Annotated in this window: 21 protein-coding genes; 5 read left to right on the top strand and 16 right to left on the bottom strand. The window is 47.7% G+C overall.

The window, feature by feature from the left end:
- Positions 1–118 precede the first annotated feature (118 nt).
- A complete protein-coding gene (locus HGP28_RS10235; protein ID WP_168836357.1) occupies positions 119–2,896 on the top strand; it encodes an insulinase family protein in 2,778 nt (925 codons plus the stop codon).
- Positions 2,897–2,989: 93 nt separating this feature from the next.
- Here HGP28_RS10235 and fadJ read toward each other — a convergent pair whose 3' ends face one another.
- A complete protein-coding gene (fadJ, locus tag HGP28_RS10230; RefSeq protein ID WP_168836356.1) occupies positions 2,990–5,119 on the bottom strand; it encodes a fatty acid oxidation complex subunit alpha FadJ in 2,130 nt (709 codons plus the stop codon).
- Complete coding sequence (fadI, locus tag HGP28_RS10225) at positions 5,116–6,426, bottom strand: acetyl-CoA C-acyltransferase FadI (protein ID WP_168836355.1); 1,311 nt, start codon at positions 6,424–6,426, stop codon at positions 5,116–5,118. Before fadI ends, fadJ begins: the two co-directional genes overlap by 4 nt.
- Positions 6,427–7,035: 609 nt before the next feature.
- Here fadI and HGP28_RS10220 point away from each other — a divergent pair.
- The 4 genes from HGP28_RS10220 to HGP28_RS10205 all read left to right on the top strand — a co-directional run bounded on the left by HGP28_RS10220 (position 7,036) and on the right by HGP28_RS10205 (position 11,776).
- Positions 7,036–7,542, top strand: a complete 507-nt coding sequence (locus tag HGP28_RS10220) for a sigma-70 family RNA polymerase sigma factor (protein ID WP_246225681.1) — start codon at positions 7,036–7,038, stop codon at positions 7,540–7,542.
- Positions 7,535–8,275 carry a DUF3379 domain-containing protein gene (locus tag HGP28_RS10215; RefSeq protein ID WP_168836353.1) on the top strand — a complete coding sequence of 247 codons (741 nt, stop codon included), beginning with the start codon at positions 7,535–7,537 and terminating at the stop codon, positions 8,273–8,275. Before HGP28_RS10220 ends, HGP28_RS10215 begins: the two co-directional genes overlap by 8 nt.
- 581 nt (positions 8,276–8,856) lie before the next feature.
- Entirely contained in the window at positions 8,857–10,143 is a 1,287-nt protein-coding gene (locus tag HGP28_RS10210) for an outer membrane protein transport protein (RefSeq protein WP_168836352.1), read from the top strand.
- A 328-nt stretch (positions 10,144–10,471) separates the two neighbouring features.
- A complete protein-coding gene (locus HGP28_RS10205) occupies positions 10,472–11,776 on the top strand; it encodes an outer membrane protein transport protein (RefSeq protein WP_168836351.1) in 1,305 nt (434 codons plus the stop codon).
- 182 nt (positions 11,777–11,958) lie between these two features.
- On the opposite strand, the gene HGP28_RS10200 is transcribed toward HGP28_RS10205, so the two are convergent.
- The 14 genes from HGP28_RS10200 to HGP28_RS10135 form a co-directional block, all read right to left on the bottom strand.
- Entirely contained in the window at positions 11,959–12,726 is a 768-nt protein-coding gene (locus HGP28_RS10200) for an MlaA family lipoprotein (protein ID WP_168836350.1), read from the bottom strand.
- A gap of 338 nt (positions 12,727–13,064) precedes the next feature.
- A complete protein-coding gene (gene ccmI / locus HGP28_RS10195) occupies positions 13,065–14,279 on the bottom strand; it encodes a c-type cytochrome biogenesis protein CcmI (protein WP_168836349.1) in 1,215 nt (404 codons plus the stop codon).
- The gene (locus HGP28_RS10190; RefSeq protein ID WP_168836348.1) at positions 14,276–14,758 is read right to left on the bottom strand and encodes a cytochrome c-type biogenesis protein; all 483 of its coding nucleotides are present in this window, start codon (positions 14,756–14,758) and stop codon (positions 14,276–14,278) included. The genes ccmI and HGP28_RS10190 overlap by 4 nt, the downstream gene beginning before the upstream one ends.
- Positions 14,755–15,309, bottom strand: a complete 555-nt coding sequence (locus HGP28_RS10185) for a DsbE family thiol:disulfide interchange protein (RefSeq protein ID WP_168836347.1) — start codon at positions 15,307–15,309, stop codon at positions 14,755–14,757. The genes HGP28_RS10190 and HGP28_RS10185 overlap by 4 nt, the downstream gene beginning before the upstream one ends.
- Positions 15,306–17,273, bottom strand: a complete 1,968-nt coding sequence (locus HGP28_RS10180; protein WP_168836346.1) for a heme lyase CcmF/NrfE family subunit — start codon at positions 17,271–17,273, stop codon at positions 15,306–15,308. The genes HGP28_RS10185 and HGP28_RS10180 overlap by 4 nt, the downstream gene beginning before the upstream one ends.
- A complete protein-coding gene (gene ccmE, locus HGP28_RS10175) occupies positions 17,270–17,755 on the bottom strand; it encodes a cytochrome c maturation protein CcmE (protein WP_168836345.1) in 486 nt (161 codons plus the stop codon). The genes HGP28_RS10180 and ccmE overlap by 4 nt, the downstream gene beginning before the upstream one ends.
- Positions 17,752–17,958 (bottom strand): heme exporter protein CcmD, encoded by a 207-nt coding sequence (gene ccmD, locus HGP28_RS10170; RefSeq protein WP_168836344.1) that lies wholly within the window; start codon positions 17,956–17,958, stop codon positions 17,752–17,754. Before ccmD ends, ccmE begins: the two co-directional genes overlap by 4 nt.
- A 10-nt stretch (positions 17,959–17,968) precedes the next feature.
- Positions 17,969–18,712 carry a heme ABC transporter permease gene (locus HGP28_RS10165; RefSeq protein ID WP_168836343.1) on the bottom strand — a complete coding sequence of 248 codons (744 nt, stop codon included), beginning with the start codon at positions 18,710–18,712 and terminating at the stop codon, positions 17,969–17,971.
- Positions 18,713–18,757: 45 nt separating this feature from the next.
- Entirely contained in the window at positions 18,758–19,426 is a 669-nt protein-coding gene (gene ccmB / locus HGP28_RS10160) for a heme exporter protein CcmB (protein WP_168836342.1), read from the bottom strand.
- A gap of 2 nt (positions 19,427–19,428) precedes the next feature.
- The gene (gene ccmA / locus HGP28_RS10155; protein WP_168836341.1) at positions 19,429–20,046 is read right to left on the bottom strand and encodes a cytochrome c biogenesis heme-transporting ATPase CcmA; all 618 of its coding nucleotides are present in this window, start codon (positions 20,044–20,046) and stop codon (positions 19,429–19,431) included.
- A 945-nt stretch (positions 20,047–20,991) separates the two neighbouring features.
- On the bottom strand, positions 20,992–21,555 hold the full coding sequence (locus HGP28_RS10150) for a DUF2802 domain-containing protein (protein WP_168836340.1): 564 nt from the start codon (positions 21,553–21,555) through the stop codon (positions 20,992–20,994).
- Positions 21,555–22,049, bottom strand: coding sequence for a chemotaxis protein CheW (locus tag HGP28_RS10145; protein WP_168836339.1), 495 nt, complete (start codon positions 22,047–22,049; stop codon positions 21,555–21,557). Before HGP28_RS10145 ends, HGP28_RS10150 begins: the two co-directional genes overlap by 1 nt.
- A gap of 35 nt (positions 22,050–22,084) precedes the next feature.
- The gene (locus HGP28_RS10140) at positions 22,085–23,203 is read right to left on the bottom strand and encodes a chemotaxis protein CheW (protein ID WP_168836338.1); all 1,119 of its coding nucleotides are present in this window, start codon (positions 23,201–23,203) and stop codon (positions 22,085–22,087) included.
- Positions 23,193–23,972, bottom strand: a complete 780-nt coding sequence (locus tag HGP28_RS10135; RefSeq protein ID WP_168836337.1) for a ParA family protein — start codon at positions 23,970–23,972, stop codon at positions 23,193–23,195. Before HGP28_RS10135 ends, HGP28_RS10140 begins: the two co-directional genes overlap by 11 nt.
- Positions 23,973–23,974 lie beyond the last annotated feature (2 nt).

Below are 23,974 nucleotides of genomic sequence, written 5' to 3'. Positions count from 1 at the left end.
AAGCGAATAATTCTATTTGCTTCAATAAGTTTCGGAGTCATACTTACGCACAAGCGACATCAATGAAGGGGTTTGACGTTGCTTGGGTCTCTAACCTCAACATTTTGGAGAAGCGCCTGTGCATTTAAGCCCAAATGACGCCAATCAATACCGCTCAGTGGTACTCAATAATCAATTGCGCGTTTTGCTTATCCATCAAAGTGACGCACAAAAAGCCGCAGCGGCGCTGGCGGTTAATGTGGGACATTTTGACGACCCTGTGGACCGAGAAGGTCTTGCTCACTATCTCGAACACATGCTGTTTTTGGGGACCGAAAAATACCCTAAAGTTGGCGATTTTCAAAGCTATATTAGCCAAAATGGTGGCACCAACAACGCCTGGACAGGCACTGAGCACACCTGCTTTTTCTTTGATATAAGCGCAGACCAATTTGCGAATGCGCTTGATAGGTTCAGCCAGTTTTTTATCGCCCCTTTGTTTAATGAAGAAGCGCTTGATAAAGAGCGGCAAGCTGTTGAGTCCGAATATCGACTGAAATTGCTCGATGATTCACGCCGTCTTTATCAAGTCCAAAAAGAGATGGTCAATCCTGCGCACCCCTTTGCTAAGTTTTCTGTTGGTAATTTAGAAACCCTTGGCGACCGAGACGGCCAGTCTATTCGAGATGAAATTGTGGCATTTTATCAGCAGCACTATTCTGCTGATTTGATGACATTAACCGTTTATGGTCCGCAATCACTTGATGAACTGGAACAGCTCGTACAACAAGACTTTTCATCGATAGCCAATCAAGGCCTTACCCCCAAAACGGTATCAGTGCCCTTTTCAGATGCCCATTCTGTTGGATGTTGGGTCGATGTCGAACCAGTCAAAGATCTGCGTAAACTGATCCTAACCTTTCCGATGCCAGGCATGGAGCAGTATTATCAGACCAAACCCCTCTCTTTCTTTGCCCATTTATTGGGCGATGAAGGCCCTGGCAGCTTAATGCAGCAACTGAAAACCCGTGGCTGGATCACCTCACTGTCAGCCGGTGGCGGTGCCAGTGGCAGTAATTACCGCGATTTTGCCGTCAGCTGCAACTTAACCGAGCTGGGTTTGTCTCACACCAAAGAGATTGTTCAAGCGGTCTTTCAATACATCGAACTTATCAAAGCGCACGCTTTAGAAGCATGGCGTTACGACGAAAAGCGCGCTGTACTTGAGTCGGCGTTTCGTTTTCAAGAGCCAGCTCGGCCGCTTGACTTGGTCAGTCATCTGGTCGTCAACATGCAGCATTACTCGCCAGAGGATGTGATTTATGGCGACTATAAAATGATGCACTTTGATTTGCCCTTACTTGAGCAAATCCTCCCTTATTTTACGATTGATAATCTGCGCGTGACCCAGGTAAGCAAAGGGCTAACCACCGACCGCGAAGCAAAGTGGTATCACACGCCGTACGCCGTAACTCGATTCTCCGATGATGACCGAGCAAGCTTTACCGCCGTCAATCCGTCATGGGCATTTCACCTACCAGAGCGAAACCCTTACATTTGCTATGATCTCGACCCCGCCCCTCTTTTACCTGGCGGTGAATTACCGGCTTTAGTGGAAGATCTTGAAGGATTTCGCCTTTGGCACTTACAAGAGCGCGAGTTTCGAGTGCCCAAAGGGGTAATGTACATCGCTATCGACAGCCCCTTCGCGGTTGCATCGACCAAAAATATCGTGATGACTCGGCTCTGTGTCGAGATGTTTCTTGATTCGCTCATTGAGGAAACCTACCAAGCGGAAGTCGCCGGTATGGGTTACAACATGTACGCCCATCAAGGTGGTGTCACTCTGGCGCTGTTTGGCTTTAGTCAAAAACTACCTCAATTACTTGAACTGATTTTACAACGTTTTGCGGCGCGCGAATTTAAGACGGAACGATTTGAGAGCATTCAGCAGCAACTTCAGCGCGCTTGGCAAAATGCGGCGCAAGATCGGCCAATCTCTCAATTATTTAACGCTATGACTGGCATTTTACAGCCGAACAACCCTCCTTACACCGCGCTGCTAGACGCGCTTGAGTCGGTAAAAGTGGCTGAGTTGGCCCCGTTTGTTAGCACTATTTTAAGTCAACTGCATGTCGAAATGTTTGTCTGCGGTGATTGGACTCAGCAGCAAGCGGTCGATATGGCGAGCACATTAAAAGACGCGCTACGCGTGAAAGAGCAGCGTTATGAGGAGGCACTCAGACCGCTTGTGATGCTCGGCGACAGTGGCAGCTTTCAAAAAGAGATTGATTGCCATCAACCCGACTCTGCTGTTGTCATCTATCATCAGTGTGAAGATATTGCGCCTCACCACATTGCGCTTTATACCCTTGCCAATCATTTAATGTCGGCCACCTTTTTTCATGAAATTCGTACCAAACAGCAGCTTGGGTATATGGTAGGCACAGGCAATATGCCACTCAATCGCCATCCCGGCATTGTGATGTACGTTCAGTCGCCCAATGCGGCGCCGGCAGAATTGGTTGGTGCGATAGATGAATTTCTCAATGCCTTTTATATGGTGCTACTAGAGCTCACAGAAGCTCAATGGCGCAGCAGCAAACAGGGCCTGCACAATCAAATCGCCACACCCGACACCACGTTACGTGGCCGCGCGCAGCGACTTTGGGTTGCTATCGGTAACAAAGACGTGACTTTCAGTCAAAAAGAGCAAGTGCTTTTAGAGCTGGACCGCCTCGAGCGTAGTGACATGATCCGTTTTGTGGTCAACGAGCTGAAGCCTCGCACAGCCAATCGCCTTATTATGCACACGCAAGGCAGCGCCCACCAAGATGCGCCTCGCATTCGACTGGGTCAGGAGATAGGTTCAATCGAAGAGTTTCAACTGCGACCAAAAGATTGTGACTTGGGTTAGTTAAACGCAGCTTCACAACTATTTTTATGCAAAAAGAGCGGGTTACGCCGCTCTTTTTGATTTTTGATATTAATACCTTAGGGTCTGTTGACCCTAGGGATAAAAGGTATCATTGGCTTCGGCTCGCGCAACAAGCGCCTCACATGGAGTGAAGCGTTGGCCGTATTTATCCGCAAAGCGGCGCATCATCTCGACCAACTCATTTAACCCCACGTGATCCATATAACGGAATGGCCCACCTAAGAATGGTGGAAAACCAATACCAAAAATGGCACCGATATCGCCGTCTCTTGGGCTCGCAATTACGCCCTCATCAAGACAACGGACCGCTTCATTGAGCATAGGTAATACGCAGCGCAGCGCGATATCTTGCTCGCTGTAGGTGGCAACAGGCGTGATCCCAAGCAGGCGATAGACATGCTTATCGACTTGCTTTTTCTTACCTTTGTAAAGGTAGAAGCCTTTGCCACTCTTGCGTCCTTTGCGACCGTCTTTGAGAAGCGAATCAAACAGCGCTGGGCCCTGAAAGCGTTCGCCCAATTCACGAACCAAAATGGGCATAATTTTCGCGCCAATATCAACGCCGACTTCGTCCAATAACGTGATAGGTCCGACCGGAAAACCAAAATTAAGCAAAGCAGTATCAATGGCTTCAATTGGCTCGCCAGCAAGCAGCATTTCGCCAGCTTCATTCATATACGGCGCCAAGATGCGATTAACATAAAAACCCGCGCGATCTTTCACGACAATCGGAGTTTTACCTTGTTTTTTAGCAAGCTGAACGACCGTTGCGACCGTTTCTGCGCTTGTGCCTTGATGTGGAATCACCTCCACCAGCGGCATTTTCTCCACCGGGCTAAAATAGTGCAGTCCGACAATATTTTCTGGCCGAGCGGCACCTTCGGCAATTTGTCCTATCGGTAACGATGACGTATTAGTGGCAAAAATCGTTGACGGTTTTGCATGAGTTTCAACATCAGCTACCATCTGCTGCTTCAACGCCAAATCTTCAAACACCGCTTCAATGACCACATCTGCACGGTTAAATTGGGTAAAATCAGTACCGCCGGCAAGTGAAAGCATACGAGCTTGTCGCTGCGGCTTGGTGATAATTCGCCGTTTACGCTGCTTTTCAAACAAATCAAAGTTATAACGCAGGGCGCGGCATACACCGTCATTATTGACATCTTTTAAGCGTACCGGCAGCGCGGCTTTTGCCAGCGTCACATAACTGATCCCCGCCCCCATAAGACCGCCGCCCAGCACCGCGACTTGGCTAATTTCTTTCGGCTCAGCATCACTTCCATGCTCTTTTTTCATTTCGGTGGTGGCAAAAAAGATTGAACGTAACGCTGCGGACTCAGAGCTCATCACCAGCTCACCAAATTGTTTCGCTTCTTGTTTGAGTCCCTTCTCAAACCCCTGCTCAAAACCGTAACGAAGCACCGACAATATCGCTTGGGTTGCAGGATAATTGCCCCGTGTTTTTTGCATAATCTTCTTTTGTGCCTGCTCAAACACCAGTTTTCTCCCGACACCATTACCAGAGATGAGTCGCTCTTTCGTACTGGCCTTCACTTTACTGCGATACAGGCGTTTAATCGCCTTACCTTTGCTAAGCCAAATCTTGGCCACTTCAAGCAAAACGCTCTGTGGTACAAAGGCGTCGACAACACCGAGTTTGGCCGCTTTTTTGGCGCGCAATTGCTTACCGGTGAGAATAAGATCCATCGCTGGAAGCAGCCCAATTAATCGGGGTAAACGCTGCGTGCCTCCGGAGCCTGGCAACAAACCCAGTTGCACTTCAGGTAAGCCTAGACGCGTTTTAGCATCATCACTGGCGACGCGATAATCACACGCCAATGCAAGTTCGAGCCCGCCACCAAGACACGGGCCATGAATCGCAGCGACGCTCGGAAACGGTAGCGCCGCTAATCGAGCAAACAGCTCTTGGCCTTGACGCGCCAAAGCTTCCGCTTCTTGCGCGGTTTGGCAAGCCGCTAACATACGAACATCGGCTCCTGCGACAAAATTATCCGGTTTGGTGGAATGAATGATCACCCCTGCAAGCGTGGTATTCGACTCAAGCTCGGTCAAAATCAGATCCATCTCTTGCGCAAAAGCAGACTGAAGCGTATTCATTTTTTCGCCGGGCACATCGATAGCAAGCCAAGCAATGCGCGTCTCATCTATCGTTAAAGTAAACGCCGATTTCATACTCATGCTTCCACCTCCAAAATCATTGCCGCGCCCAAACCACCTGCGGCGCATGCGGTGTTCAATGCAAGTCCGCCACCACGACGATGCAATTCATGTAACGTTTGTGTGATCATACGCGCCCCCGTTGCCGCAAACGGATGACCGTAGGCAATAGAGCCGCCTTGAACATTGAACTTGTCTATGTCAATGTCTCCGATGGCCTGGCTGCGGCCCAATTTCTCTTTTGCAAATTGCTGACTTGAAAACATTTTAACATTGGCCAATGCTTGAGCCGCAAACGCTTCGTGCATGTCAATTAAGGTTAAGTCGCTGAGCGCTAGCCCAGACTTATCCAAAACGTTTGCGGTTGCGTAAGAGGGTCCCATCAACATATCTGTCTCAACGCCAATGGCAGAAAACGCATAACTGCGTAAATAACCTAAAATTGGTAACCCTAACTCTTTCGCGCGACCTTCGCGCATCATCAAAATTGCGGCGGCTCCGTCGGTGAGAGGCGTGCTATTGGCGGCGGTCACTGAGCCATATTGCTTGTCAAACGCAGGACGCAACTTGGCGTAGCTTGCCAAAGAGGAGTCAAAACGTACGTTATTATCTTCACTTATCCATTTACGATAAGGTTCTGGAAACGCGGTCATGACCTGCGGAGCAATCAGACCATCGCGCCATGCTTGGGCGGCTAGTGTGTGTGAACGATGCGCAAACGCATCTTGCTCCTCACGAGAGATGTGGTGCGTTTTGGCCATCTGTTCTGCGGTTTGTCCCATCGATAATCCAGTCGAATATTCCGCAACCGCAGGAGGCACAGGTATCAGATCTTTAGCGCGCAATTTTTTAAGTACTGCCCACTTTTGGGCCAAGGTTTTGCATTTACTGAGTGCCAACAAATTGGCCGCTAAGGATTTCGAAACACCGATGGGCAACACAGATGATGAATCGGCACCACCAGCGATACCGATGTCGATGTCTCCCATCACGATACTTTGAGCCACATTGGCCGCAGCTTGAAAACTCGTCGCGCACGCTCGTGTCACACTGTAAGCGTCGGTGTGAACATTCATTGCTGTACCGAGCACAATTTCACGAGCGATATTTGGCGCCTCTGGCATCTGGATCACTTGACCAAATACCAATTGCTCAATCAGCGCAGGATCTAACTCCGTTCGAGCGAGCAATTCGCTGACGACCATTTTCCCTAAATCAACGGCTGGCAGTTGCGCAAACTCCGTGCTCTGCCGTGCAAATGGTGTGCGCAGTCCCGCAACTATCGCCACGCGATCACCGGTTTGAGTTTTCAATTCTCGCATCCCCATGCTATCTCCTTACGGGTTCGCTTTGATTATCTGATGGGTAACCGACATATGCACAAAGAGGTCGGACTTGTGAACATTGTAATCAAAATGTTAAACAACTCAAACGTGCGTTTAAATAAACGTGAGTGTACGCACTTGAATTATGACTAAATTCAACGAATCAATTAGTTAATCGAGAAACTGGACACTGCTATAGTGTTATAGGGCGAAAATCAGGCAAAAAAAAACCACACAAAACTGTGTGGTTGGAATCTCAATAAAAACAATCAACTTACGCCAATTGAAAAAATCAGTCACCTGATTAGGAGAAAGTAAAGTCAGCCTTCAAAAGGAAATGTCATCTTGCTCAACATGTTAGTCGTTACCAACTAACGAGATGACAGGGTGTAATATAACGCGATATATCGATAAGATTTTGAACTAGATCAAGTTTGTCGCGATTTCTCTTCGTCCATGAGCCAGCAAGCTAAAATGCTAAATAGCACAAGTACATCCTAGACCCTAGATACTTAAAGTAACGCGGGTCCACACAGAGCAAACACGGAGGCTCCTGTGGCGATAGTCAACTTATTTGGAAATAAAAAACGTCAGAGTCCGGTCAAGATAGATATGGACAGACAAAGAAAATACGAAGCCTTAGTTCGCGGGTATCACAGAGATCTCTATCGCTACGCCTACTGGTTATGCAAAGATCGCAGTGTTGCCGAAGACTTAGTGCAAGAGACTTGCTTACGTGCATGGAAATCACTCGACAGCCTGCAAGATGAGAAAGCCGCTAAGTCTTGGCTTATCACTATCTTACGGCGAGAGAACGCACGGCGTTTCGAGCGTAAACAGCTCGAGCTGGTCGACATCGATGATTTTGGTAATGATGCCAAAGTCAGTGATGAGCCACATCATCAACAGCAATGGCTGCACAACCAAATCATGCAGCTTGAAGAAGAATATCGAGAACCGCTATTTTTGCAGGTTGTTGCTGGATTTAGCGGGGACGAAATTAGTGAGATCCTTGAATTGAACAAAAATACGGTAATGACGAGATTATTTCGCGCTCGGAATCAGCTAAAGGAAATGCTTGATTCTGACGAAAAGAATAAGGGGCAGAAAAATGGATGATCTTGAGTTTCGTCGCCGCGTGCTATCCGATCCGCGTCAGCGCGATGATGATATCAAACGCGCACTCGGTGGCAATGATGCTAATGGCAAATTTTTCGACGATGTCCTTGATCTTGATGCTCAGATCAAGCAAGCCATGACGATTGATGTTCCCGATGACCTCGCCGACAAGATTCTGTTTTCACAGACCTCAACCGCCGAAGCGCAAATTGCCCAGCGCAGTCGCTGGTTCAAACGAACCGTCGGGCTTGCAGCGTCAATCGCGTTTGTTGGTGGGTTGCTCGTAGGCCAAATCAATTGGAGCAATATTGTCATCTCTTCGGCAGAAGCCAGTCTTGCTAGCACGGCAATTCAGCACGTGGTCGAGGAAGACCCCTTTGTTCGTCATCTGGATGAAAAAGTATCGACATCTCAAATTAATGCCAAACTCGCCCCGTTCGGTTACCAATTAACGTCATCTTTTCCTTATCCAGTTTACTATCTTAACCACTGCGGTTTCGGCAGCAGCAATGCGCTACACATGGTATTCCAAGGTCCACAAGGAAAAGTAACGCTCTTTTTCACCAAAATTGATAGTCACGAGAATATGGCATTCAGTGAAGATGGGTTTGATGGGCTGGTTTCCCCAGTGGATAAAGCGAGCCTCATTCTCGTGGGTGAGCACGGTGAAGCATTAGGCTCTATCGCACACACATTAGAGACCATGCTCAGACCTCTCACGGCGACAAATTGATCAGTTACCCAGCGTCTTCGTCTCAAACTTTACATTACCTGTACCCAAACAACTTGGAGTTTCAGGTAGGCGGCAAGCGAACAAAGCCTCTGAGCACTTCATGAACATGGACAAGCTATGTGATGAGATTTGTGAGCGCCCGTCTCCTACTCTATTAAAGAAAGGCACTGCAGCTTGAACTAAGACGGGTACATACTCTCTTATGAGCAGAGTTTCGCCTTCATGGCAAAACTCTGCTCATCCCGCAATTAACACTATTTTCATTGCTTAAAAACCATATTAAGAACAAGGTAATCGTTAAATGTCATTCCCTTTATCTCGTTATAATTAGAGCTTTAACTCTAATTAAGTTGTTTTTTCACCAGTTAGACGTCAGTTACCCTTCATTTCCTTCATTTTTCCGTATTTTTAGCCAATGGTCGGATTTCTATATCGCACACTTACGCATAGGATCGGCGTCAACTGAGCAAAGACTCAATGGTCCAACTTCATTTTCTAGGTTACTTGAGACGAAAAACGGGTCTCTCCAAGTAAAACGGAAATGAGTTGGCGTAAATAATGGACAAACAAGGTAAAATACTATGCGTCTGTATAAACAAACTCTCCTCGCAGTAGCAGTAGCTGCAGCATCTAGCCAAGCGTTCGCCGCAGGCTTTCAATTAAACGCGCAATCAGCGACGGGCATTGGTCGCGCATTCGCAGGTGATGCGGTGATTGCTGACAACGCAGCAGTCATGGGACGAAACCCAGCGGCAATGGCACTTTTTGACGAGCCGGCACTGTCATTGGGTTTTGAAACCATCACGACTAAAATCAAAGTCAAAGATGCGAAATATTGTGGCCCAACATGTACTCTAAGCGGAGGCCTAGTACCCGCAACTTCTGTACCAGATACTGATGATGTGGGCGGCACTTCTGTCGCACCAAACATTCACTACATTCACCCAATTAATGACAAATTTGCCGTTGGCGTTAATGCCTACTCAAACTTTGGCACCAAAACCGAATTTGCTAGCGATTACATCGCCAATGAATACGGCGGCCTCACTGACGTATTGAGCTTTAACCTAGGCGTGGCAGGCTCATATCGCTTAAATGAGCAGTGGAGCTTTGGTGCAGGACTTGATCTCATCTACGGTCAAGGTACATTAAAGCGAGATCCAAGCGCAGAATTAAGTGGAGCCATCGCAGGTTTAATGCCCGATGCTGCCGGAAAATCATTGCTTGATGTTGATACTGCAGATGGTTTTGCGGTTGGTTTCAACGTTGGTACCGTCTTTGAGCTGGATGAAAACAATCGCTTTGGTCTATCGTACCGTTACAGCCCAGAGTTTGATGCCAAAGACGATAAAGGCCAAGAAATCACACTACCATTGCCTGATATCGCAGAATTCTCTGGTTTTCACAAAATCGAAGACACCAAATTTGCAGTACACTACAGCATTCAATACATCGGCTGGGGTTCATTTGATAAAATTTCATTTAGAAACCTAAAAGACTCAGTACTGACTGGCTCGTATGAGAAAGAGTACCAGTGGCAAGATGGCTGGCACTACAGCATTGGTGGTACTTACTACCTCAACAACGATTGGACTCTTCGCGTCGGTTACATGTACGACACCAGTGCGCAAGACAGCCTAACGTCTATTTCGGTACCCGATTCAGACCGTCAGTGGGTGTCAGCCGGCTTTACCTATCACATTGATAGCAAATCAAATATTGATTTGGGCCTAACCTACTTGATGGGCGATGATGTATCGGTAAACGAAAAAACAGAGATTGAAGGTGTTGGCCAGGTTTCATCAGTTAGCGCAACCACGCATGCCGACGCAATTTTGTTTGGTCTGCAGTACAGCCGCAGCTTCTAAGCCAATCAATTCGACTAAAGTCTAAGGCCGCTTGATGCGGCCTTTTTGCTATCTCATTCTCACTTAAAGTTTTAGCACTTTTGCTTATATACAAAATCGATGAACGCTGTATTCAGCGTACATATGTAGTATCAACCCCCCTATTATCGTAACAGCTGTTCGCTGAAAAAAATGCCAGCTTTAACACAAAGCAGTTTAAATCACTAATTAGTCCGGATACTCACTATATAGTTCTGTAATTAGTTCATTTACCACCAACCATTTTAAAGTTTTTACTCTAGAGCTATGATCGCTGATTACACATTCACAATTTCAGCGAACACAACTCATGGAACGTACCTCTACACATCAAGGTTCTCTATCTACTCAGCTTACATTACTCGCCGCCATCATTGGCCTTAGCGGAGTAAGCACAGTCAACGCAGCAGGTTTTCAATTAGCCGAATATTCAGCGACTGGTCTTGGACGCGCCTACGCTGGTGAAGCCGCCATCGCGGATAACGCAAGCGCTCAATGGCGTAACCCTGCACTGCTTACTGAACTAAAAGGCACCCAAGTCTCGACTGGTGCCATTTATGTTGACCCGAATGTGGATGTGGCAGGTAGTGTCACGCTAAATGGCACCACAACGTCAGTCGCGTCAAACGATTTTGCTCATGACGCGGTGATCCCAAACTTCTACTTTTCACATCAGGTGAACGATGAGTGGGCATTGGGCGTCGCTTTTGGCACCAACTACGGTATGGAAACCGATCTAGGCCGTGATTTTGGCGCGTCACATTTTGGTGATAAAGCCAGCATCATCTCACAAGAAGGCAACCTCAATGTCGCCTACAAAATCACGCCTGCATTTAGCCTTGGCGGCGGTTTACGCATTGTGATGGCTGACGGCCATTTTGGTGCTACCACTCCGAAAAATAATGCACCGGGATTCCCTCAAGGCACCGCATTGAAATATATGGAAGGCGATGACATCGCGTGGGGCTGGCAAGTGGGCGCTTTTTGGCGTATCAATTCAAACAGCCAAGTGGGCATTGCGTATAAATCGGCAGTCGATTTAACCCTTGAAGGGCACGCCGAAGGGATTGGTTTTCTGCTACTACCGGGCCAAACACGCGCTGGAAGCATGGACCTCACGCTACCAGCAACTCTTGAGCTGGCGGGTAATCATCAAGTGAGCGACAAATTAGCCGTTCATGCGAGCATTAACTGGACCGATTGGAGCGCGTTTGATCAACTTGAAGCGGATTTCTCGGACAATACCAGCATGGTGAAAGTCGAAAACTGGGAAGACAACTACCGTTTTGCCGTCGGCGCGACTTACCAAGTGACAAGTAAATGGGCACTGCGCAGTGGCGTGGCGTACGATACCTCGGCGGTATCAGACAAAAATCGTGCGATTACCATTCCAGAGACTGACCGTACCTGGCTAAGTGTCGGCGCTGAATATCAGTGGGATCAAAATCTCAGCTTTGATGCTGGCTTTACTTATATTTTGGCCAAAGATGCGCCAATCACCGAATCTCGTGGCTATGATTCTGACAATAGTGCCGAAGATGTTGGTGGTCGCTTTGTCGGTGAAACCACAGGCAGCATTTGGCTTGCAGGTATTCAAGCAAACTATCGTTTCTAAGGTTTTTGCCAGAATAAATACACAAAAGCTCAGCGTGATTGCTGAGCTTTTTTAATCGGCACTTTTTATATACTCAAGTGACTTCAAGACGCTGGATTCAGAGCCAACTTACTGGTCTAAGAGCAAGGCAAACAACGCAGCGGAATAGTAGCCTATTTTCAAGTTATTTAACGCCGCTTTCGTTATTCAAAGTCAAAATCATCTTCCAAATACTCATCAAGCAAAGCTTCTTCTTCGGCATTCTCTTCAGGAGCTTCCACTTCAGCTTTGAAATCTTGACGTTGCAGATAGATTTCACGGGTCAAAATGTACGGATCTGGCGAATCGTCAATCAGCGCCTGTTGTGGCTCAAGACTAGCGCGGGTTTCCATGCCTTCTAACGCCCATTTGCCGACACCCGCCCAAAAATTCAATAAGGAAAGGGGTACATAAAGGCCATCAACAAAATCAGTCGTTTCACGGACAGTATATGGACCAACGGCAGGGATCATCAAATAAGGCCCATTACCCACTCCCCAATGACCCACAGCATCACCAAACGACTTGTTGTCTTGCTTGGTGATTCCAGTATAACCGGCAACATCAATAAAACCGAGCAAGCCCAAGCTACTGTTGATCCAAAATCGGTTAAAGTGATCCATCGCTTTGGTGCCATTACCCATAAGCAAGTTGTTCACCACACTCGCAGGCTCATCAAGATTCGACAAAAAGTTAGCAATGCCCGTACGCACTGGCTCTGGCGTGTATTCCACATACCCCAATGACACAGGACGAACAATATAAGGGTCTAGATAATTGAAATTAAAATCCCACATCACGCGGTTAAAACCTTCAAACGGATCATTTGCGGTAGATGCACCGTTCGCCTCATCCGTTGGAACACTTGAGCAGCCGGCCGTACCCAGCAATAATAAGCAGCTCAGCGCTAACGCGTTTCCCATCTTGTACATGTTATTATCCGTCCATTTATACCCGTAATACTTGACTGCAGAAGCGTTGCTTGCATTTCACCCAATCACATAGACCCGTTCTAATTGACGCTGTTTGGGTATAATTAACCGTTGTTCATGGAAGCTCAATTGCTTAGTGTTTTTCTGCAACGACAAGTCTTGCAAGTATATATTAATCAACGCCTAACCCTCTCCCTTGCGGTGTCGGCATTCTTACATTTGAGATTAAAGCACTAAGGTGCAAAAAGGCCAGCATCGCCTCAAAACATTTGCCGCGAGTGCGCCAAGTGGAAAAGGAAAATACTGGCCTAACAAAGTTTACGCGATAAACCGTAAAATTAGTATTGCTTATTGATCAAGAGCTTGACGGGTTCTCCTTGCTCTGTAACGTCACTCTCGCCATACCAATCGCCTTCTCGAGTCGCAACATTACCATCGGTGTCAATTCGCGCGCGGATGATAAATGATTTGAGCGATGACAATTTTTGGCCTTCCATCATGCTGTTACTATCATCGATCACCAGTGTCCGAGGAAACGCACCAAGTGGGTAGCGTGCAGCGGCAACTGGAATAGGCGAACCATTTGCATCGTGCGCAGACACAATAAGCACCGCATTAGGATTGGTGAGTGCGTTTGCATCGGCCTCAATTGTCACTGTCACTGAGTCTTCGGCCACACCCGTTTCTCCCAGACGCTTTTGCGCACTGGCAATACTGCGCGTGAGCATTTCATAACGGCCATCTTCTGGAGGTAACATTTGCTGCATAACGCGCCAGTAGCGAATCGCCGCTTTGAAGTCTTGACGTTCAAACGCATCAAATGCGAGCAAAGAGAAAACTCGAATATCCACCTGCTCTTGCTGAATCAAATTGCCCAACAACGCTCGTGCCTGACTCTGATCCATTTCGTCTTGCGACATCATAAGCGCTTGCGCTAAACCGAGTTTAATATCATTGTCATTAGGCTTGAGCTGATACGCCTTGCGCATAGCGTCGGTTGCCAGCGTGACGTTGCGTTCGGTTAAACCCAGGCGTCCGAGCAACAACCAGCCCGTCGCATCATTGCTGTTGTAATGCAGCCGAGTTCGCAGCGCCAAAATCAGATCTTGCATCTCATCGTCACTCAGCGGCTCTGCCGTTGCACCCATTAACTTTTTCGACAGCTCAGGTAAGTTCTCATTGACTTGATGCCATTGTTCAACATCGTTGGATGCGCCAAATTGAGCGTAGAGCGCGTAACTCAAAACCACAGTAAGCAGTACCGATGGTACAATCACCGCCCAAGGTGACAGCGCGGTTTTTTGTTGCGCCTGCTGCTCAGGAATATCATCAAGCAGCGACTGCTTTAGATCAGCGATTAAATCACCTTCGTTATTCACCAACCCTTCATCGTTCTCTTCTTTCAGCTCCGACAATCGATCTTTATAAAACGCTTTGTTGAGTTCATCACGCAATACATCGTCTTTGTTGGTGTTTTTCTGCAAAAGAGGATAAATAATGATGCCGCAAGCCAATAACGTAAGCGCAACGGTTGATAACCAAAACAACGTCATTTTTTGTGTTCTCCGTCGGGCTTGTCATTTAGCAAAGCATTAAGTTGTGCTTCTTTGCCTTCATCCCAAGTCTCTTGTTGTGTCGCCACTGTTTTGTTGCGACGACTGCGCGCCACAATCAAAACAAAACCAATCATGATAACCACTAACGGACCGAACCAAAGCACAGAGGTGGCAAGCGTCAATGGTGGATTGTACGTCACGAAGTTACCGTAACGCGCGATCATATAATCGACAATCTCATCTTTCGATTGCCCATCTTTGGTCATTTCATACACCTTTTGTCGCAAATCCTGGGCTAATGCCGCATTAGAATCTGCGATGGTGTTATTTTGACACTTAGGGCAGCGCAACGTATTGCCTAACTCTTTAAATTGCTGCTCTTGCTGCTGAGTGTCAAACTCGTAAACCTCAATCGTGGCATACGCTGATAGTGACACCAGCAACGACGCTGCGATGGCTAATAGAAATCGTTTCATTGCGTCGCCTCTTGTTGCATTTGCTGATACAACGGCTGAAGTGTTTGTTGCCAATTGGTGGCGTTAACATCACCCACATGACGGTAACGAATCACCCCATTGGCATCAATCAAGAAGGTCTCTGGCGCGCCATAAACCCCCAAATCCAGCCCTAACATGCCGTTGCCATCAAACAAGCTGATAAGATAAGGATTGCCCAGCTCATTGAGCCATCCAATCGCTTTGTTACGATCATCTTTGTAATTCAGGCCAATAATCTTAACGCCACTTGCCGCCAACTCATTCAAGTAAGTGTGCTCGGCATAACAGGTCGGACACCAGGTTGCCCAAACATTTAGCAGCAAGGGCTCACCTTGAAACACCGCTTGGTCATACAACTTGCCCGGCTCGGCTAAATCTTCTAAGCGAAATTGCGGTACCGGTTTACCAATCAAGACCGATTCTAACTTAGTCGGGTCATCCCCTTGCTGGTTACGACTTAACTGAAAGGCAAACACGGCCGCTAGGAGCAAAAACGCGATTAATGGAATAAAGAGTACTTTTTTATTCATGCGTCCTCCTCAAGCTGAGGCTTTGATGTTTTGCGAAAACGGTAGCGTTTATCACTGATGGCCAGCAAACCACCCAGCACCATGATCAGTGAACCTGCCCAAATCCAACGCACAAACGGTTTGTAGTAGATCCGTACCGCCCACGAATGGTTATCCGCCATACGCTCACCAATGGCGATATACAAATCACGCGTGACGCCACGATCAATTGCCGCTTCGGTCATCATCGATTTTGCGGTGTTGTAAAAGCGTTTTTCGGCGTGCAACGTGTTGATATAACGTCCACTGTGGCTAATTTCAAAGTCAGCAATAAAGCTTTCATAGTTCGGACCAGCGACGTCACGACCACCAGCAAAGTGGAAGTTATAGCCTTCAATCACAAAGTTATCACCCGGTGCCAAACGAACATCTCGCTCAATGCTGTAAAGCTGAACCATAGTGATACCGATAACGCTTACCGCCAAACCAATGTGACCACAAATCATTGCCCAGTGGCTGCGTGGCAGCTTGCGCACGCCGACCATAAATGGATGGCGATGTGTGGCACGTTGATACAGCTCAAAACCATGCATCGTAATGATCCAGTAAGCCATCAGCCAACCGATAAAGCCCATCATGGTAAAGAAGTCAGCAAATGCCCACATTGAGACGCCTGCTAATGCAATCGACAACACGCCTGAAATGAGCATGGGTTTGGCTAACGTTGACAGCTGATCGCGCTTCCAACGCACCAAAGGACCAATCCCCAAGAAGAAGGCAAATGGCATCATCAACCAGGCAAAAAGCATGTCAAAGAACGGCGCGCCAATCGATACCGAACCCAGACCGATCTGTTTATGCACTAATGGCAATAAGGTACCAACAAGCACCACAAACAGCGCAGCAATCAATAGAATATTATTGATAAGCAGTGCGTTTTCACGCGAGATCAAGTCGAAATTGCCACGCGCGCGCACCGTTGCCCCTTTGAGAGCAAAGAGCAGTAGCGAACCGCCAATCACAAAGACTAAGAAGCCAAGAATGAACATACCGCGAGCAGGATCGGACGCAAAAGCATGTACCGAAACCAAAATACCAGAACGAACAAGGAAGGTGCCTAATAAGCTCAGTGAAAACGCCGAAATCGCCAACAGTACAGTCCACGCTTTAAATGTGCCGCGTTTTTCGGTTACCGCCAAAGAGTGCATCAAGGCCGTACCAGCAAGCCATGGCATAAATGACGCATTTTCGACGGGATCCCAGAACCACCAACCGCCCCAGCCTAGTTCGTAATAAGCCCACCACGAGCCCAATGCGATACCAAAGGTCAGAAATAACCACGCAGCGGTTGTCCATGGGCGAGACCAACGCGCCCATGCGGTGTCCAGTCTACCGCTTATCAAAGATGCAATCGCAAACGCAAAGGCGACCGAGAATCCAACGTAGCCCATGTAGAGCATTGGTGGATGAATGATCAGGCCAGGGTCTTGCAACAGTGGGTTAAGATCGCGGCCATCGACCGGAAAGTACGGCAAAGTGCGCAAGAATGGGTTTGAGGTCAGAATAATAAACAGCAAAAACCCGACGGTAATAAGCCCCATCACAGCAAGCACACGCGCGACAGACTCTTGCGGCATGCCTCGGCTAAACTTAGCCACTGCAACGGTCCAACCTGCTTGAATTAACACCCAAAGCAGTAGCGAGCCTTCATGGGCACCCCAAACAGCAGTTAAGCGGTAATACCAAGGAAGCAGCGAGTTTGAGTTACTCGCGACATACTGAATCGTGAAATCATTACTGTAAAAACCCCACGACAACAGGGCAAAAGAGAGCAACAAGAAGCCAAACATGCCCCAAGACAATGGTCGCGCGGTATTCATTAACATCGCACTATTATTGGCCGCTCCCCACATTGGCAAAATGCTAAGCAGCACTGCCATGGCAAGCGATAAAACCAGCGCAAAGTGTCCAATTTCTGCAATCATTGGTTGCTACCTTGTTTCTGTTGGTCGCTGTATTGAAGCGGTGCATGCGTCTTTTCCATTGCCTCTGCGATTTCAGGCGGCATGTACTCTTCATCATGCTTTGCAAGCACTTCAAACGCCTCGACGGTGTTTGCGTTGGTCAACACACCTTGAGCAACAATCCCCTGACCTTCACGGAAAAGATCGGGCAAAATGCCCTCGTAAACCACGGTCACTTTCGGGCCGACGTCTGCCAAATCAAAGCTCACTTTGAGTGACTCTTGATCGCGGCGAATCGAGTCTTTCACGACCATACCACCAATGCGTAAACGTTGCCCCACTTCAGGCTTAGTGCCGTCAGGTTTACCATTCACCAGTTCCGTTGGTGTATAGAACAAGTCCATGTTTTGATTCAGTGCGTAGATCATCAATCCGACCATCGCACCAACGCCAACAAAAATTGCCAGCACAATCCCTAAGCGTTTTTTACGTCTCGGGTTCATAACGTGTTCTCCATTTTTTTCGCCGCATCAATACGCGCTTGTCGTGCGATTTTTGCTTTCACTTCGTTGAGGAGTTGTCGACTGCGACGCACACTACTCACCCACAGGATGAGCATTGCGCCATAGGTAATCGCAAATGCGCTCCAAACATATGGGCCATAACCGCCCATTGCTAGAAAATCGTTAAAGGTGTCAAAATGCATAATCGTTACCTTATCGTGATTGTTTCAACACCAACTCAGAAACCCATGGGCGATGGCTTTCTTTGCTGATAATTTCGTTGCGCAGGCGCACCATAGTCAATGCGGCAAAAAACAGCGCGAAACCAAGAATATTCAGTAGCAGCGGCCACAACATATCACTGGAAATCGATGGCTTATCAAATTTGGTTATCGTGGCACCTTGGTGCAACGTATTCCACCACTCAACTGAGAAATGGATAATAGGCAAATTAACCACGCCTACCACGGCTAAAATACCCGCCGCTTTTGCCGCCGTTTTTTGCTCATCAAACGCATGATAAAGCGCGATGACACCCAAATATAAGAACAGCAGAATGAGCTCTGACGTTAGGCGCGCATCCCAAACCCACCAAGCACCCCACATCGGCTTACCCCAAACGGCACCAGTGACAAGCGCAATAAACGTGTACACCGCGCCAATGGGTGCCATGGCCAAAGCCGACAGCTCCGCTAAACGGACCTGCCAAACCAGACCAATAAAGGCCGCGATAGCCATTGACATATAGACGCCCATTGACCAAATCGCAGAAGGAACATGAATGTAAATGATGCGAAAACTATCGCCTTGCTGATAATCTGAAGGGGCAAAAGCCAAACCCCAGACGGTTCCGACCGACAAACTTAATAGTGCCAAAATTGCAAACCAAGGCAGCAGTTTGCCACACAGTCGATAAGCAGTTTCAGGCTTGGCTAAAGGGTGGAGCCATTTCCACATAACAATTACTCACTCTCAATGGGTTTGGGTATAGAAAAATTCGTTTTAATGCACGCTAACGCGCAGTGCCGCCGCGATGGCAAATGGGGTCAAGGTCACTGACCCTGCCAACATGGCGCCTAAAATAGCCACTTGTCCGTTATACGCCATACCTAGGGCTGCAGCATCAATTGCCGATGTCGCAAAAATTAAGATAGGGATGTAGAGCGGCAAAATGAGCAAACTAAGAAGTACGCCCCCTTTTTGCAACCCCACCGTCAGCGCAACGCCAATGGCGCCAATAAAACTCAAGGTTGGTGTGCCGACAAGCAAGGTCACCACAACCGCAAGCCAAGTATCAAAATTGAGCGACAATAACACGCCCAAAAGCGGGCTGATAATCAACAGTGGCAAGCCTGTCAACAACCAGTGAGCCATCACTTTGGCGATAACAACCAGTTGTACTGGCAATGGCGTAAGCATCATTTGCTCTAACGCACCATCTTGAAAATCATCGCGAAACAGTCGCTCCAATGAGAGCAGTGCGGCAAGCAGTGCCGCAACCCAGACAATGCCAGGCGCAATACGCGCAAGCAATTTAGGCTCTGGCCCAATGCTAAGCGGGAATAGCGTAATGACGATAATAAAAAACCACAGCGGATTCAGCACATCAGCTTGGCGACGAAAGGCAATCAGCAATTCACGCCGAACAATAGTAGCCATTGCATTTAGCATTGCTAATCACCCAACTTAATTTTTCTTAATGCCGCATGATCGGCAAACATATCTTGGTGCGTCGTCAAGACGACGATGCCGCCATCCTCGGCGTGACGTACAAATAGGCGCTCAAGCACTTTAACGCCTTGTTTATCAATCGCCGTCAAAGGCTCATCCAAAATCCATAACTTATGATCACTTAGCCACAAGCGAGCTAGGGCCACTCGTCGCTGCTGGCCAGCTGACAACTGCCCTGCCGGCACATCTTCACGTCCAGCCAACCCCACCTGAGCGAGCGCTTGAAATAATGCGCCCTCTGCGGACTCGCCCCCATTGAGCGATTGAAAAAAGGAAAGGTTTTCTAACGCAGTGAGCTCTCGCTTCACGCCAGTATGGTGTCCCAAATAAAGTAAGGAGTGATGAAAATCATCACGGCATGCCTCTATCGGCTCATCACACCAACGCACTTCACCATCATCGCGATGACCTAGCCCCGTCAGAATACGCAGTAACGTCGTTTTCCCCGTACCGTTGCGACCTTCAATTTGAACGATTTCACCCGGTGAGATCAAAAAAGACAGCCGTTCAAAAAGCACTCGATCATCACGAATTGCAGTTAAATCGACAACAGAAAGCATAGTGTCATTCAGCCTCTGCTCTATTGAGTTAGCTAGCTCAAGTAGAACGAATATAAATATTGGAAGTTAGGACTCTACCTAGACAACTTGAAGAGGCAGGTAGGCGACCAACGAACAAAGCCTCTGAGCATAGATAAGCTATGTGATGAGGTTTGTGAGTGGCTGTCAACAACGCTGCAACTTCAAGTAGGACAGGTATACCCAAGTAACCTCAAGATGTATGGTTCAGCGAGAATGACTTGGTTTGTCAGTGAGGCGAGGATTTGAAGATTGAGTGGCTCTCAATCGAAAATCGTCAACAAAGCTGATGAACCAATGCAGCTCGCCCTTTGGGAGCCAATCACTGAACCGAGAGCTGCGTTAAACAACTTGAAAATAGGCTCGCTATTTCGCTGCGTTGTTTGCCTTGCTCTCAGCTCAGTGAGCCGGCTCTGAATCCAGCATCTTGAAGTCACTTGGGTATATATCCAACTCAAGGCGATCATTTTACCACAGCTCTTACGAGTGAATAGACCAGATCAATAATACGTAACTTTAAGATTAGTGAGAATTTGTTTCCGCTGAATCGTTATGCCTGTATTTTTACATTCACTCAACATTCAATCGTAAATCGAGACCTCTCGCTATGCTCGCACCAAATTCGCTCTCGTAGCACGTTAATATTGTGCCAGCAAGCGGCAAATTCACCATGACGCGCGTCAAATAAGCCGCATTTTGTGATCGCAGTATACGCTAAAGAGTACGTTAACGTATCCTAGGTTCCATTCAAGTCGCGCATAACCTAGATGCGAGATTAGCATCACTCTGAGCAAGCCACATTTTGTTGTCTAAGCATATTCGTAAACGAAGCACATTAGTAAACGAAGCATTGAGCTACATTGTGTTAGGCAGGTCTGAGATAGAAAATAAAAAAGAAGCCGTAGCTTCTTTTTTATTGATAGCAAATTAACGCATTCTTGACGTCGAGCGAGACGAAACTAACGAGGGGTCTAAACCACGCTGCTGACCACTGTTATGGCGTGAACCAGATGACGAGCGATTTGCAGCCGATGTGTGTAAACCACGTTGCAATGGTGGAATCGCTTCTTTTCCTGCCAATTTCTTTTGCAGCGACAACATTAATTCCGCCTCGGCTTTGGGCAGCTCGCACTCTTCAATAAGCTCATTGATGTCAGCGCCCAGTTGTACCATTTTAGTGGCGCGAGAATAGAGTCGGCCATCGGTATCCGCGTTTTCCAACTCAATGACTCGCTCTTCAAGCAATTGAATGGTTTCGAGCTGCTCAGTCAACCGTTGCCCAAGACCTATCACCACAGAACGCATTTCAACCAACTGTTTGCTGGCTTTTTGCAGCTCTTTTTCACTATGACGAAGTTTCTGGCGCTGAGCTTCTAGCCTTGCTGTGACAACAACCGAGCGGCGCAATACCACTAACACTAAAACAAAGAGAATCAACATGCCTGCCGCAATCAGCGGCCACAATGACTCAAACGAGGGCAAAGCAAACATTACAGATGCGCCATCTCATCCCATTCGTCTTCAGAAAGCAACTTATTCAAATCTACCAAGATCAAAAGCTTGCCGTCACGGTTGCTAACGCCTTGAATAAATTTCGAGCTTTCGTCAGTTCCGACAGACGGTGTGGTATCAATTTCCGATGTGCGCAGATAAACCACCTCAGCAACACTATCAACTAAAATACCAATCACTTGACGTTCAGACTCAATGACGATGATGCGCGTATTGTCCGTGACTTCGCCTTCAACCAAACCAAATCGCGCACGCGTGTCAATCACAGTGACCACGTTACCACGAAGGTTGATGATGCCAAGCACATAATCTGGCGCACCAGGGACAGGTGCTATCTCGGTGTAACGCAAAACTTCACGCACTTGCATTACGTTGATGCCGTAGGTTTCTTCTTCAAGTTGAAACGTTACCCACTGCAGAACTTCATCGTTCATTTGATCTTTTTTTACTTCGATTTCATTCAATTGAGACATAAACATTCCTCACTGCTATCGCTTAGCACTGTTCTTTACTTCAGCGATTTTACGTCAAGTCCGGCACTTAACATATTAATCATTGCGTCAACGTGGATTAACGCACACATTTTTTCTTTCACCATGCCAGCGAGCCAAGGGCGTTTGCCTGCTTGTTCGCGCCAGCGCACGGAATCCGAACTAAGCCACTCGGTTCCCAGTAGTTGGCTCGATGCCAAACCCCAAGTGCTCACACCTAGCATGACAATATATTGATAATCTTCGCGGTAAGTTTCATCATCGAGTCGCTCTGGCATCGCCCACTTAGCCGTATCGACCACATCCAATTGCTGCTCTCGTGATGTCTGCAATCCCAAATACCAGTCGGGACGTCCCAGCAAGTGATTTAAAGTCGCCAGTCGATGTATGCCACCCAACTCATCCAACGGCACCGCAAATGTCACGCCGTTGACCTCAAAATAGAGCACTTGAAAGTCGCTATCACGCTGAGAAAATTGCCATGTTTGTGGCAGCTCTTGGCCTGTGTCGGTTTCAAGTAAAGCGCTCGTCAAGGCTGCATCATCAACCCTTGGCGCTTCGGCTATCGCATCCAGCTCTTGTGCAATCGCACAGGGCGCGTCTAAAGTCGCGGACGAATCGATGCCAATCACGTCAAGATATTCAGTCTCTGAGTTTTCAATATCCCAAGTTTGAATTTCATCGTCATCTAGCACAACGCTGGTGAGTTTGGTTTCAACAACCTCCTCCACCGAGGCTTGGCTTGCGCTCAACTCTTGTGTGTTTGATGCGAGAATATGGTCGATGTCGAAATCGACTTCAGCATTGGTTGATTCCAATTGACTTAAAAGCCGCTCCACATCCTCTAGATTCGGTGCTTGAAGCTCTTGCAACGCAGGCGACGAAGTCAAAGAAGAGGTCGTAGGCTGCCACTGTAGCTCAGCCATTGGCATCGCATAAGACTCGGCCTGCTCATAAGCGTCATTCTGTGACTGAGATGCAATGAAATCCTGCTCATAGACATTCGCGACATCCATATGCGCAGCACTTAACTCATCTACGCCTTCATCAGCAATTGCAGCATCATCCAGCAGCAACGCACTGAAATAATCGTCTAATGCCTGCTCACTTGACAGCGTTGGCCCATCATTTTTCATCGATAGCCAACCTCTCTAAATGCACCAACAACTGCTTATAAGCAAAAACACCACGGCTGCTTGCCGCAAAGTGTGACGCGGGTAAACGCTTTAAGCTGGCATCGCGAAACTTAGTATCAATTGGCACGGCAGAGGCCCAAACATTCGTTGGGTAATCTTTTTTTAACTGAGTCAAGGTTTGTAATGACGCATTGGTGCGCTTATCGTACATGGTCGGAACTATGGTGACCTTAAACGGTGCTTGCCGCGATTTTTGCATAATGGCAAGTGTTCGCACCATGCGCTCTAGCCCTTTCATGGCCAAAAATTCGGTTTGCACTGGAATTAAAATACGGTCACTGGCCGCTAACGCATTGACCATCATCACCCCCAAAATCGGCGGACAATCGATCAGCACGTAATCATAATCTTGTGCAAGAGCGAGCAGAGCTCGCTTCAAAATTAACCCCATGCCACTGCGGTTGCCCATGACACGATCCAACGTCGCCAGTGACATATGCGCACGAATAATATCGATGCCGGAAACATTTGTTGGCATGACAAGCGGTTTGACAGAGGCGTGATCAAACTGCTTTAACTGAAACAAGTCAAACAAACTGCGCTCAGTACTGTCGGGGTCAAAGCCGAGATAGGTTGTAAGAGAGCCGTGCGGATCAGTATCCACCATCAGCACTCGATGGCCCCTCAAACTCAGTAGTCCAGCAAGGGTCACTGTTGTGGTGGTTTTACCCACGCCCCCTTTTTGATTCGCGACACTCCAAACGATCATAG

The sequence above is a fragment of the Vibrio agarilyticus genome (assembly GCF_012641465.1).
Classification (GTDB): Bacteria; Pseudomonadota; Gammaproteobacteria; order Enterobacterales; family Vibrionaceae; genus Vibrio; species Vibrio agarilyticus.
The sequence above is the reverse complement of the archived record's forward strand: the minus strand, read 5'-3'. Positions and strand labels throughout refer to the sequence as shown.